Consider the following 12,845-nt stretch of genomic DNA (forward strand, 5'->3'; position numbering starts at 1 on the left):
CATTGGAATGAGTTTTGAGATATGAGACACAAGTGACTCCTGACTCTAAGATCCGTATGAGACAAAAAGGGAGCTGTCATGATTGTTGGCTATGCACGTACATCCACTCTGGACCAGACTGCGGGGCTTGAAGCCCAGTTGCGGGTCCTCAAGACTGAAGGTTGCGAACGCGTATTCGAGGAACAGGTATCCTCAGTGGACGTGAGAGCGCGTGAAAGACTCGAGGAGGCGTTGTCCTTTGTGCGAGGGGGGGACACCCTAGTGGTCACCAAACTCGACCGTCTGGCTCGCTCCATGGCCCATCTGATGGAAATACGGCAGCGACTTGAGACTCAAGGGGCGCATCTAAAGATCATCGGCCTGAATCTCGACACTTCGACGCCCACAGGAAAACTGATGATTAACCTGCTGGGCAGCGTCGCTGAGTTTGAAAGGGAGATTATGCTCGAGCGCCAGCGTGAGGGTATCGCCAAGGCTAAAGCCGCGGGGAAGTACAAAGGTCGCAAACCAACAGCTCAAGCCAAGGCCGGCGAGGTAAGGGAACTCAAAGCTCAAGGTGTCCGGCCCACTGACATCGCTAGGCAGCTCAAAATCGGACGAGCGTCCGTTTATCGCATCCTGTCAAGCACCGAAGCGACATCCAGGTGACGGCATGTTTAATCTACCGAAACTCCGCCGCTCTACTACCGTTCTGAGGTGCGGAAAATCGATCTCCAACCCTCGGAGCTATTCAACGCGGGGGTACGGGGGCATCACGAATAGACGTCCAGACAGTATTGCTTCCGTAAATCGTCAAACGAAATTCTCATTGTACGCTTTAGTCAAAACCTGCCCATGATCTGTGTGCGGCCAATGCGTCCTGTGAAGGGCGATCCTTTTCACGCTTTGGTAGCTCTAACAGCGCCCCTTCTAGGTGTCGGTATGACTGTGAGGCTTTGCCCTGCCGAGACAGGACGACAGTGTAATCCGGTGTTATTGATAGGTGACCCAAGTCGAACAATGAGTGCAGGTCTCCACGTAACAACAATCCGTTCTGCAGGTGGTTGGAATGGGGACCGCGGTAAGGAGAGATGTGGGCTGCTTCTAAGGCCTCAGGAAAGTCGCACCCTGTGATGCAACACCTACCTTCATAAGCTGCTAGCAGTGATGCACGGAACCTTGCTTGTCCTCGCCTTTGAGCGACCTGGCGTATCGTCCGCTCTCGAAGGTCTTCGTCTTTCTGCGCATTGAAGTCCTCTCGTTCATCTACGCCTGTCTCGTGGATAGAACTGAACCGCGCCCGTGAACGAGTTGCGTCTTGAGTTTCTAAAGTTGCGTGACTTCCGCCGTCATCCGCGAAACCTTCAACAGTGAAATATCCGTCATCCCAACCAATCACCAAACCCAGCCCAATAACATCGTATTCTACGTCTGGCTTCGGCTTCCGTTTAACGAGAAACCCCACGGGGACACGATCATCCATACAGCGCACTAGACCACGATTTGTGGCTTCTCGATCGCGTTGGGCAGGGTCCGGGTTCTCTTGGTGATACTGGACAACCCAACTCCCGTCGGATCGAAACTCAACATCCTTGTCCAGGTATGGCCCTTCTTGCAGTGTTCTAAAGCTGAGAGCGTACTCGCTGCCTTTGGGTTTGTAGATACCTTTGGCTTGTGTCACGAGGCGCGGACCTGTTTCAGCCTGACCTTTAATTTCCGACCATAGGATACGTTGCCCCTTATGGCGTTGAAACCATTCCAGAGCCTGACGGTGTTCCTCCGAAATGCTCTGCATAGCTTCCTTAAGAGTTATCATGCTGAAACCACTACGTTAATCGACTGTATCGAAGTGAGATCATGCAAATCTGGAAGCGCCACGCAAGTAGCCTATCCAGCTAATTTTTCCCTTGGCAACACCGATTCCGCACCCCGCAAGGCCGAACGGATCGCGGTAAGCAAACGTGTGGTGATAACGTGTGGTGATGGGGAGAATTGAGAGCTGTTAAGTTACTCAATTTAAACAGTTTATTCGCCCATAAGATAGGTGGCGGAGACGAAGGGATTCGAACCCTCGAGACGGTTTCCCGCCTACTCCCTTAGCAGGGGAGCGCCTTCGACCACTCGGCCACATCTCCGCTGACCCGTCTATCAGCCATGCGCCCAGAGAAACAAGGCCAAAAGTAAGGGTTTCGGAGATTTTTCGCGACTCTTTGGTTAATGGCTGAAATTGCAGAACAATGCGTAGACACACACAGATAAACGGCAATAGTCCTGAAACGCATGCACACCTACTGTAGTCGTCATTCGACCTTGATCTGATGCGGTCTGGAAATGGCGTAGTGAAATCCCACCCAAAGTTACTTTGGCGCTGCCGAAGGTCTGCAGAGGCAAGGTTCCGGCATCGGTTGGATGAGACTCGCGGTTGTGACATCCGGTTTCCAACAATGGCGGCCAACCGTCTTGTCGCCTCACTCGGCTCCGGGGCTGTCACATTGAAAACTTGCAATGTGAGAGTAAAAAACCATAATAGTTCTTGAATATTTGAGACGGAAAATAAGTACAGGCGATTTGGCCCATTGTGGGTTTGGTTGCAAGGATGGGTGGCCTTGTGAACCGATGGAAGCTGCTTTTTAGGGAGAGCTTACGTTGGCCTGGTTTAAGATTTTGGCCTTTTGCGGCTTGTTTTCATTATTTCCTGGTGAAGCATTCGCCACGATTGGCAAAGTCATCGGTGTTCAGCAGGGCGCCGAATTGACGTCAGGCGGAGAGACCAGGCGGATCAGCGCGGGAATGGACGTAGCAACCGGGGATACTATTTCCACGGACTCAAAGGGGCTGGTTCAGATTTTATTCAATGACGAAACCAAAATCGCCGTCGGACCGAATGCGCGCATGGTTCTGGACGTCACAATGTTACGTGGCGGGAAGAAAGCCAAAAGCTTTGCTGTTCAGACGCTTGGTGGCAGTTTTCGGTTTATTTCAGGGAAGAGCAAGAAATCTGCCTATGTCGTGAAAACGCCAACATCCACGATGGGTGTCCGGGGAACGGTTTTTGATTTGTGGGTCGTCGGTGACAAGCAAAGCTCCTTGGTTATGTTGGAAGGTGTTGTGCGCATGTGCGGGCTTAGCGGTCGGTGCAAATCCATCCGCGGCCAGTGCAGCATCGTTGCGACAAATGCCCAGGGACGCGTCGGTCGCCCCATCGACAAACGACAGGCTGCCCGGGCTTTGAACGCCGGTTTTCCGTTCATCACTTCGCAGAACACGCTATTACAGCCCTTCCGGGTCGATATCAGCGGATGCGCAAGCATCACTGACCCGCCCAATGCTGCAGAAGTTGTGGATCGCGCGTCCCAGCCGGATTCGGTATCGATGCCAGAGCCAGCGCCTGCACCCCCCGGAGAAAACTCCCCCGCTGCCGGTGAACCGGCAGGTCAGGGAGGAAACCAGAGCAGCGGAGGTAATCAGGGCACCGGTGGTGGCAATGGCGGTGGTCAGGGTAGTGTTGGCGGTAGTGGCGGCACAGGCGTCGGCAGCGGCGGTGGAGAGATCGGTGGCGCGGGCGGCGTAAGCGGTGGATCCGGCGGCGGCTCGACCGGTGGTAGCGGTGCTCCGGGCAATAGTTCCGGTGGGAATACCGGTGGCGGAGGGAACGGCGGAGTCGGAGGCGCCAATGGCGGGTCTGGTGGCGGAACTGGCGGCGGGGCAGGGGGTGCCAGTGCAGCCAGCGGCTAGGTCGCTTTATTTGGAAACTCGGTGATATGCGTCAGCAATCGGGACAACGGCATCGCAAATGGGCATTCTTTGCGGCTGGGCTAAGCCTGATATTGCTCGGTTGTTTTGTGCGGGTCATGGACCCCTATCCGGTTAAGATGTCCCGTCTAATCTACTTTGACTACCTGCAACGACTCGCACCCAGAAATTACTATCCTGACCTGCCTGTGCGCGTTGTGGATATCGATGAAACTTCGTTGTCTGAGCTTGGTCAGTGGCCGTGGCCCCGATCGATAATTTCACAGCTGGTTGAAACGTTGGGGCACAACGGTGCTGCTGTAATTGCGTTTGACACATTGTTTGCCGAACCGGACCGGTTTTCGCCGTCACGTCTGCTGGCCGATCCTACCCTCGCTTCGGCACTGCGCGCCGATAGTGAGATTGCAGATATGGATAACGACGTTCAACTGGGCGAGGCCGTCTCCGAGTGGCCCGTCGTTTTGGGTGTCGCAGCCCGAACGATGGGGGAAGCAGACCCCATCCAGCCCCGTGCGGGGATAATCGAGATCGGGGACTTTCCCGGAGCAGGTCTGTTTACCGTTCCACACTGGACATCACTTGCGCCACCATTGGGTGAAAAGGCGTGGGGCATCGGCGGTATCAATGTCTCGCCTTTGGGTGGGACCGGGGTCGTCCGCAAGGTTCCGGTGCTATGGAACGGGCCAAATGGCATCCTGCCTGCTCTATCGCTCGAAGCGTTACGCATCGCGATGGGGGAAACCAACATCATTGCGGAAGGCTCTCAGGACGAAAAGGGGATCATGCTGTCCGTTGCAATCGGAGAATTCTTCATTCCAACGACTGAATTCGGTGAGATCTGGGTGAGGTACCGCAAGGACTATCCGGACCTCTATCTGTCTGCCGCTGATGTGCTCAGAAGCCCCGACGACCCTTCGGTGCGGGACAGGATTGAAGGCCACATCGTTCTTGTCGGCACCTCGGCCGCCGGACTGATCGACATTCGTGAAACGGCGCTAGGCGAGGCTGTCCCTGGTGTTTCAATACATGCACAGATCATCGAACAGATTTTGCAAGGCGAAGTCTTGCGGAGATCGGATGTGACCTCGGCCCTGGAACTGATTTCGTTCGCCGTTCTTGGTCTTGTTGTAGTCTTTGTCATGTCCCGCTTTGGCGCCGTGGCCTCGTTCATAGCCGGGGGCGTAGCTGCCGCTGTCGTTCTGGTCATCAGCTGGTCGGCGTTTCAAAGCAACTCGGTACTGTTCGATGCTACATTTCCTCTCATGGGTGGCATGGCCAATTTTGGCCTGTTGGCGGGATATCTGTTCATTTCCACGGAACGAGAAAAACGCGCCATTCGCCAGACCTTCTCACACTATGTAGCACCCGAAATTCTGGACGAGATGGAGACCAACGGCCATACGTTGAAGCTGGGCGGGGACACACAGGACATAACCGTGATGTTCTCGGATATTCGGGGATTTACCGCCCTGTCCGAAACAGTTTCCGCGACCGAGCTGGTCACGAACCTGAACGAACTTTTTTCGACCCTGGGCGATCAAATCCTATCTGAGCGCGGGACAATCGACAAATTCATCGGAGATGCGGTCATGGCCTTCTGGAATGCGCCAATGCCGCTCGAGAACCACCCGATCCGCGCGGCACAAGCTGCCCTGCGCATGCGAGAGGCCCTGAACCGGATCAATGTCACACGCTTGTCCAAGGGGCAGCCCAGGATTTCTCTGGCCACGGGATGTGCAACGGGGATTGCCTGCGTGGGAAATATCGGTTCGCGAAGCCGGTTCAACTACACCGTCATCGGAGACGTGGTGAATGTAGCCGCGCGAATTGAGCAAACCTGCCGCCATGTGGACTATGACATACTGGTTTCCGAAACTGTTTTTCAGGCCATCGGACAGGAAATGGCCCTGTTGGAGGCAGGCGTTGTACCACTAAAGGGAAAAGCGCTTCCCGAACCTATTTTTCTTGTGGTCGGCGGGCAGGAAACTGCACGCTCTGCAGTGTTCAGGGATCTGGCGGGTCAGCATGAAAAACTTGTAGACGCATTGCGCAAAGGGCAGCTGTCCGATGATACGGATCGGATCATCCGAAGGTGTTCTGAAATTGCGGAAGAAATCGAACCGGGTCTCTTGCGGTTCTATCTTGCGCTGCCGGGCCGGGTGTCGGATTTCGCGTCAGGTGTCGTGCCCAGGCCAATCATGTTCCGGCACTTTGAGCCGATTTAGTGGCTGAAAACACAAAAGGGGCGGCACCCCAATGCCTGCCCCTTTCCGAGTGAGTGGTTCGGCGTTAGCCGGACCGGAAGCTTGAACTTAACTGTAGCATTTCCAAGTCTTATGAATATTAGGGGTTTCCCGTAGTTCGGACGGATTTTCTGTTGCAATGCGCCAAAAACCCGCTGCAGACACAATAAATGATCTGGTATTTCGAACAAAAAAGGGGCCAGTCCTAGGACCGGCCCAATGTTTGGCAGCATTGCCGAGGGATTAGTTCGATGCGGCCATCAGTTTTTCGTTATGCTCGCGCAGTGTATCCGAAACGATCGCATACCACTCGCCGGACTCACGCATCTCGTTCAGGCCTTTGTTCAGCATCGCGAGGTATTGCTTTCCAAAGGGGTTGCTGCGGTGAGCGATGAAACGCAGTGACGACAGCGAAGTCACGAAGGGGTTCTCGATCATGTCGTTTTGGTTCAGGCCCATTTCCGACATGGTGTCCGAGAAAAGCTGAACTTCGAACGTTGCGACGTCAGCGGTGCCGGTCAAAACCGCATCAAGGCATTCACGCGCAGTGATCGGTTGCATCAGGGTCATGGTTTCGCCATTGTGCAGGCCTTCCTGCTCCAGATCGTGAATGAACCAACCGTCCATACGACAGATAGTCGAGCCTTTCAGCTGATCGAAGGTGGTTGCATTCGCATAATCACTTTCGGGCAGTGTGTAGAAGCCGACGACGATATCATAAACCGGGACAGATGAATCGAACTGGGTGCAGCGCACTTCAGTTTCCCACGACCATTCGTAGGTGCGGTTGGTGCAGTCAGGCATATTCCACGCCATCGAGACATCAAATGCGCCCAACGGCAACAGTGTTTCCAGATGCGAGTTCCAATCATCCACAAAGCTGACGGAGTAATCGCGCGCGTTGCCGCCACGTTGCAGGGCTGTGGTACCCAGGCGGGTGATCGCGCCACCGCCGTTCAGTGATTCATCTGCAAAAGGCGCCCAGCCGTTGCCGGTTACCAGCTTGATCGGAGGTTCGTAAACGCTGGACCGCTTGACGCTCGCGGCACGTTGCTCTTCCGCGGCAATAATCTCTTGCGCGGTTTGGCCGTTTGGCAGGCTACCGTCCGCACATGGAAGAGCCAGAACCAGACCTGGCTCCAGTGCATTCGGGTTGGTGATGTTGTTGCGGTTCGCGTTAAAGATCGGCTGGTAGTTCGAGGTGCCATAGGCCGCGATTGCAATTGTCGCCAGTGTATCGCCGTCGGATACGGTATAGTTGGTACATGCTTCCTGAGCGGCGGCGGCTCCGGCGCTGATCGCAGTGAAGGCCACTGCCGACATTGCGATTTTTTTGACTTTGAGTTCAAACATTAGAAATTCCTCCAGATTTTAGTTGTCAGGCCGTCGCGGCCTTAGCCATTTTCCATTTGATGACGCAGAGCGGTGGAAACGATGTCGCGCCACTCACCCGATTGCTGCATGATTGCCAATCCCTGATTCAGTGTCTCAAGGATCGCTTCCCCATCAGGATTATCCTTGTGGGTCATGATGTTGAGCGGCTTGATCGCCGCAAGATTGGGGTTTTCGATGATCTGATGTTCGTAACCAAGCCGACCGATCGCCTCGACTGCCAGATGCGCTTCGATGGCTACGATGTCGGCTTCACCCTGCATGACTGCATGAAAACAGTCATCCGGTGATACGGGGCGCAGCAAGGTAACTGCCGGTTCATAAAGGCCGACCGCATCCATATGGGACAACGACCAGCCTTCGGGACGGCAGATCGTGGTTCCCGCAAAATCCGCATAGGTCAGCGTTTCCTCATAGCCCGAACCCTCGCGGGCAAAGAAGGTGTCAACGACCTCGTAGAACGGGATTGAGAAATTGTAGGTCTCGCAACGGTTGCGGTCATTTTCCGACAGGGCGGCCGGCTCGTCGCAATTCGGGCGCGACCACGGGAATGTGGCGTCAAAGGCAAGTGTCGGCATCAGCAAATCAAGATGCGACGACCAGTCATTCACGAACTGGATTTTGTAAGCCTGTTCCGGAGCCGCCCGCAAAAACGCAGTTTGTACCAGATCGGTGTAAAGACCGCGGTTCGGCAAGGCTTCATCGGTGAACGGCGCGTAATTGCCCCCGGTGATCAGCAGCAACTGCCTATCCCGGATATCCGGGCGCTCACCTGCGTCGGCGTTACGGATCAGGGCTGCACCTTCGGCCCGGGCGGCCTCGATCTCCTGCTTGGCCGCAGCCTTGGCGGCAATTACCGCTTCTTCGCTGGTTTTCTTGGCCTCGGCTTCCGCCGCCGCGACACGCGCCTCTGCTTCGTCAATCGCTTTTTGCGCCCGTTCTTCCGCCGCTTTGATCAGTTCAGCGGCCATTTCCTCGGCCATGCGTTCCGCTTCTGACGCGGGTTCCGGCGCTGCCCGTCCAACATCCTCAAGACATGGGAATGTCAGGGTATCTCCGACCCGGATGATGTTCGGATTGGATCCGATGGTGTCCCGGTTGGCGTCATAGATGATACGGTAATCCTCGGTCGAATAAACCTGTATGGCCAGTTCGCGCAGGCTGTCGCCCCGCTGAATTTCATAGGTCGAACAGGCTTCCTGAGCCGAGGCTGCCCCTGCAGCAGCCGCCAGCGCCAGGCTGGATACGATCAGATGTTTCCTCATGGTTTCCGTTTCTTTGCCTTGATTTACGTACTTGCCAATTTCACAACAGCGACCGAGACATTGTCCTGATCCGGGTCATTTCTGACTTGCAGCGCCTTCAGCAAGGCATCTGCGATGTCGCCGGCCAGATTGTCTTTCTGTTCCGCCGTTATGGTTTCGATTTCCGTGTTGCTCAGATATTGCAGGCCGTCACTGCCGATGATCACGATATCATCTGACGTCAGCTCCATTGGTGCTTCGGGGCAGTCCACCTTAGGTATCGAGGCCCCCATGATTACCGAAGTCAGCTGATTGCGGTCGGGATGCGTACGGGCCTCATCCTTCGAAATCAGTCCTTCCTCGGCCTGAGCATCGATGACAGGTGCCATCGAATGGTCTTCGTTGATCTGCGTTAACTGCCCATCCCGAAACAAATAGAGGGGACTGTCGCCGATCGATATCCAGAACAGCCGATTGCCCAACAACAAAACGCCCAACAACGTCGAACCCATGTTGAACCCGGCAACCTGACTTTCGACATGAGAAGCGATTTCGGCGTTGGCCTGCATGGCCGCCATCGGAAGCGCGTCGACGATAGAGGCCTCGGAAAAGTCGCCGCTTTCCATCGGCTCATCCAGCATGTTGCGCCAGGCAGCAATGACAAGCTCCGAGGCAACGTCACCAGCGTCATGCCCGCCCATGCCGTCAGCGACGACGACATATCCTGCATTCGCAACGTCAAAAACACGCGCTGCAATCGCATCTTCCTGAGAGTCGCGCCGACCCTGATCAAGGATCAGCGCAATATCATATGCCGGGGACGCCAGCATCTATCAGGCATCCCGCCAGTCAAAGCCGTCATCGCAAAACGCGACGAAACGCATGGAGGTTTCGCTGATCCGGATCATGTCACCACTGTTCAGAGGAACCGTGCTCAGCACAGGTTTGCCATTCAGACGCACCAGATTCGCTTTGCCGCCGTGTCCCAGGTAACATTTCCGGTCTTCGGGATCATATGCGATCACGGCATGGTTGCTGCGCGATATCCCGGTGTCGCCAAAATCAAGCTGGATGCCCTGATCGTCATTGCGGCCGATCTGCATGAGACCTTCGGTCAGAATTACACTTGCACCACGGCCAGGGCCGCTGGTGATCACAAGCCAGCCGACGGGAAAGGATTCCTGAGTGGCTTCGGCTTTTGCTGCTGGTGCGGTTTCCATCAGGTCCTGCACATGCGTGTCCGGACGTTCAAAACCGAGGAATGTGGTTTTTACACGGGCACGGCGGTCCTCTGCCTGTGCGGCGGGCTGCTCAGGTTGAGCTGCGGCAGGCTGGGCTGCAGGCGTCTCATCCAGAACAGGCTCAGGGGTTTCAACCACTGGTTCAGGGGCAGTTTCTTCAACGGCTTCGACCGTTTCAACCTGAACAGGCTCACCCTCGGGCTCTTTGTTTTCAGGAGTGGAAAGGTGCAGGGTTACAACCTGTTCCACTTCATCATCATTCGCCGTTTCCTCAGCGATGTCGCTGACTTCCGGTTCAACGGCCTCTTCTGCAGCCTCGGCTTGATCCGGTTCGGCGTTGCCTTCATCAAAGTCGGGCATCCGTTCTTCCGGGATCAGTTCTTCTGCGTCCTCATAGCTTTCCGAGGGCATGTTCCCGCCGGCAAGGGCCTGACGCAGCGCGTTGAAATCCGCAATCGGTTCGGCAGCTTCCGCTTCGGGGGCGGGGCTCACTTCTTCTTCGGTTTCCTTGGCTTTGCCGGCACCTTCGAGAAGCCGGCTCAGGGGGCTTTTATATTTGAACATGGTGTCGACACCTTCCGATTTATGGGCACAGGATCTGTGTCCCGTGGGGCTGCATACAAACCTCTGCGCAACGACGCACAGCGGCACTGATTATCTGGAAAACCAAGGAACCTTTACTTTTCGCGACCGGGTGACCCCCGGTCAGGATGGCAAACTTTGCCCGCCATCCTCAGCAACAACACACTGGCGAACTTCGATTACACTGTTCAGGTCACTCCTGCGCCAGCTGCATGACCGCAGCGGTTTCGGCACCGTTCCGCAGGACGGTCAGGCTGGCCTTTGGCTGGTTGTTACCTGCGAGTTTTGTCAGGATTTCATCCAGACTTTCAGGCCCTTCCACGCTTTGTCCGGTCGTAGATTCACGCAACAGTACGTCGCCTTGCTGCAGACCCTCGGCACTGCTGGCAGGCACGTTTGTCACAACTGTCTGCCAGCCGTCTTTGCCGGTATTTTGTGCAGAGAAGGAATAGCCATTTTCCAGTCCGAACATCCGTACGGCAGGCAAGGCCAGCAATCCGTTTTGGGCCCGGGTTTTGCCCAGCTCACGATACCGTGCGGCAACGCGCGTATACCCGTCCGGGTCAACCTTCAGATTTTCAAGCACCTGCGCGGCAAAAGTCGCGTCATTGCGAACTGGTTTCCCGTTCAGCGTGTAAATTGCAGCACCACGGCCAACCCAGTCGCCGATAACCGACATATCGCGGTTTGAGTCGACGCTGGTGATAGCAAAGACATTGCCTGTGGACCCACGCCGCAAGCTTGTCGCGAACGGAATATCCACGTCCCAGTGCGAGAACGAGATCTGATTTTCGCTGACATTCACAGGGGCAGGCTGAGGCGGTGCAGCAGGTTCAGCGATTTCAACCGCTTCTTCTGCCGGTTCAATCGCTGACTCGGTTACTGGAACCTCATTTTCGCTGTTCGCAGCTTCGTTGGCTGCTGTTTCAACGGTTGTCTGCTCGACAGGTTCTTCCGCTACCGTTCCTGCTGTTGCTTCGGTTACCTCGTCCGCTGCGGGTGTGTTATCCTGAACAGGCTCAGATGCAATTGTAGCAACTTGAGGTGCTGGTTCTTCCACCGCAGTTGCCGCAACTTCGGTCGATTGAACCGCAGCCGTTTGAACTTCGCCGTCACTGTTGTTGAGGAAAATAAACCCACCCGCTGCAAGCGCAGCGACCGCCGCAAGGCCGACAACAATCTTGATGCCGCCACCTGAATTGCTTTGAACCACAGTGTCGACTGCCACAGTGGGCTCTTCTTTCTGAACAAATTTCGCGGCCTCGGGGCCGGGCTTTTCTTCGTCGCCCAATGCGATATCTGAATTGCCTGCAAGCAGGGCCGTAACAACCGCTTCGGCATTTTCGGTCTCAGCCTTGATGCGTTCCCTCTCTGCAGCCTCATCCTTGCGGTCCAATGCAACGATGACCGAAACCGGACGGTATTTGAACGAGTCAAATTCAACGCCGGGCCCACGGAACATTCGCAGCCAGTCCAGCGCGGATTGCAACCGGTCGGTGGCGTGAACCTCCATCGCCTTGTCGATCGCTTGCAGGAATCCATCCGGATACCCCTCGAAACGTCCTGTGAGTGGCACATAGGGATCAGACTGATCATTGTTGAAGGCGTTCAGACGTGTTTGCCCGTCAATCGGACGTTCGCCGCTGATCGCGTGATATAGCGTTGCCGCCAACACATACAGATCACTGCTTGGTCCCTGCTCGGCCCCGCGTACGTAAAACTCGTGCGGAGAATATCCGTCCTTGATCACCCGCAGCGTCAACAGCGCCGCTGATTTGTTGGCTGCCTGTTCCCGTGCCGCGCCAAAGTCGATCAGAACCGGATCACCGTTTTCGTCGATCAGAATGTTGTCCGGCGAGATATCCCGGTGCAGCATGCCGCTTTGATGGATAAATGACACCGCCGACAGCATCTTTTCAGTCACCTGAACAATAAAGTCCGGCCCGGCGTCGTTTTCCTTGTTTTCTATGTAATCCAACAGGTCACACCCGCGGATCAGATCCATCGCGATGTAAGCGGTCTGGTTATCTTCGAATACCTGATGAACATCCACGATGTTGGGATGGACAAGGCGTGCGTGGTTGCGGGCTTCCTGAATGAAAAGGTCGACGATCGACTTCAGATCTTCCTGATAGGACGTGTCCGCAGGTTCGACCAGATCACCGTTGCGACGGCAGAGTGCTGACGGAAAACACTCTTTGATCACGACGTCGCGCTCCAGGCTGTCGCGAGCCAGATAGGTGACGCCAAAACCGCCATGGCTGAGATAGCGGATAATTTCATACTGGCCGCGAAGCAGTTTCGCTCCTGGTCTCAGCCCGTCAATTTGAGGTTCGTCGTGCGCTTGGCCGACAGCCTGGTTGTGGCTCATTTCTACCCGCCCATAATACTCGGTTTGCGGCAAAAAATAA

The 12,845-nt window shown here is 55.5% G+C and carries 9 protein-coding genes and 1 tRNA gene; 3 read left to right on the top strand and 7 right to left on the bottom strand.

Features of this window, described 5'->3' with window-relative positions; genetic code table 11:
- Nucleotides 1-78 precede the first annotated feature (78 nt).
- Complete coding sequence (locus tag ACR0NW_RS12110) at nt 79-648, top strand: recombinase family protein (RefSeq protein WP_480450371.1); 570 nt, start codon at nt 79-81, stop codon at nt 646-648.
- A gap of 169 nt (nt 649-817) precedes the next feature.
- Here ACR0NW_RS12110 and ACR0NW_RS12115 read toward each other — a convergent pair whose 3' ends face one another.
- Together ACR0NW_RS12115 and ACR0NW_RS12120 are read right to left on the bottom strand one after the other, a co-directional pair.
- The gene (locus tag ACR0NW_RS12115) at nt 818-1,795 is read right to left on the bottom strand and encodes an HNH endonuclease (protein WP_480791873.1); all 978 of its coding nucleotides are present in this window, start codon (nt 1,793-1,795) and stop codon (nt 818-820) included.
- A gap of 229 nt (nt 1,796-2,024) precedes the next feature.
- A tRNA-Ser gene (locus ACR0NW_RS12120) sits at nt 2,025-2,114 on the bottom strand.
- Between the two features lie 511 nt (nt 2,115-2,625).
- Here ACR0NW_RS12120 and ACR0NW_RS12125 point away from each other — a divergent pair.
- Nucleotides 2,626-3,714 (top strand): FecR family protein, encoded by a 1,089-nt coding sequence (locus ACR0NW_RS12125; RefSeq protein ID WP_480450370.1) that lies wholly within the window; start codon nt 2,626-2,628, stop codon nt 3,712-3,714.
- A gap of 26 nt (nt 3,715-3,740) precedes the next feature.
- Nucleotides 3,741-5,957, top strand: coding sequence for a CHASE2 domain-containing protein (locus ACR0NW_RS12130; protein WP_480450368.1), 2,217 nt, complete (start codon nt 3,741-3,743; stop codon nt 5,955-5,957).
- A 261-nt stretch (nt 5,958-6,218) separates the two neighbouring features.
- On the opposite strand, the gene ACR0NW_RS12135 is transcribed toward ACR0NW_RS12130, so the two are convergent.
- The 5 genes from ACR0NW_RS12135 to ACR0NW_RS12155 all read right to left on the bottom strand — a co-directional run bounded on the left by ACR0NW_RS12135 (nt 6,219) and on the right by ACR0NW_RS12155 (nt 12,805).
- Nucleotides 6,219-7,328: a LysM peptidoglycan-binding domain-containing protein gene (locus ACR0NW_RS12135; protein ID WP_170652879.1), complete on the bottom strand. Its 1,110-nt coding sequence runs from the start codon at nt 7,326-7,328 to the stop codon at nt 6,219-6,221.
- A gap of 41 nt (nt 7,329-7,369) precedes the next feature.
- Nucleotides 7,370-8,632 (bottom strand): transporter substrate-binding domain-containing protein, encoded by a 1,263-nt coding sequence (locus tag ACR0NW_RS12140; protein WP_170652881.1) that lies wholly within the window; start codon nt 8,630-8,632, stop codon nt 7,370-7,372.
- Nucleotides 8,633-8,655: 23 nt separating this feature from the next.
- On the bottom strand, nt 8,656-9,441 hold the full coding sequence (locus ACR0NW_RS12145; RefSeq protein WP_480450366.1) for a PP2C family protein-serine/threonine phosphatase: 786 nt from the start codon (nt 9,439-9,441) through the stop codon (nt 8,656-8,658).
- 3 nt (nt 9,442-9,444) lie between these two features.
- On the bottom strand, nt 9,445-10,416 hold the full coding sequence (locus tag ACR0NW_RS12150) for an FHA domain-containing protein (RefSeq protein ID WP_480450364.1): 972 nt from the start codon (nt 10,414-10,416) through the stop codon (nt 9,445-9,447).
- Between the two features lie 211 nt (nt 10,417-10,627).
- Nucleotides 10,628-12,805 carry a serine/threonine protein kinase gene (locus ACR0NW_RS12155; protein ID WP_480450363.1) on the bottom strand — a complete coding sequence of 726 codons (2,178 nt, stop codon included), beginning with the start codon at nt 12,803-12,805 and terminating at the stop codon, nt 10,628-10,630.
- Nucleotides 12,806-12,845: the final 40 nt, after the last annotated feature.

The organism is Ruegeria sp. CF5 (genome assembly GCF_056537325.1).

What these genes read in the sequence shown, in the direction of transcription:
- ACR0NW_RS12155 (WP_480450363.1), bottom strand. Translation starts at nt 12,805, where the DNA reads ATGAGCCACAACCAGGCTGTCGGCCAAGCGCACGACGAACCTCAAATT.
- ACR0NW_RS12140 (WP_170652881.1), bottom strand. Translation starts at nt 8,632, where the DNA reads ATGAGGAAACATCTGATCGTATCCAGCCTGGCGCTGGCGGCTGCTGCA.
- ACR0NW_RS12110 (WP_480450371.1), top strand. Translation starts at nt 79, where the DNA reads ATGATTGTTGGCTATGCACGTACATCCACTCTGGACCAGACTGCGGGG.
- ACR0NW_RS12135 (WP_170652879.1), bottom strand. Translation starts at nt 7,328, where the DNA reads ATGTTTGAACTCAAAGTCAAAAAAATCGCAATGTCGGCAGTGGCCTTC.
- ACR0NW_RS12130 (WP_480450368.1), top strand. Translation starts at nt 3,741, where the DNA reads ATGCGTCAGCAATCGGGACAACGGCATCGCAAATGGGCATTCTTTGCG.
- ACR0NW_RS12150 (WP_480450364.1), bottom strand. Translation starts at nt 10,416, where the DNA reads ATGTTCAAATATAAAAGCCCCCTGAGCCGGCTTCTCGAAGGTGCCGGC.
- ACR0NW_RS12115 (WP_480791873.1), bottom strand. Translation starts at nt 1,795, where the DNA reads ATGATAACTCTTAAGGAAGCTATGCAGAGCATTTCGGAGGAACACCGT.
- ACR0NW_RS12145 (WP_480450366.1), bottom strand. Translation starts at nt 9,441, where the DNA reads ATGCTGGCGTCCCCGGCATATGATATTGCGCTGATCCTTGATCAGGGT.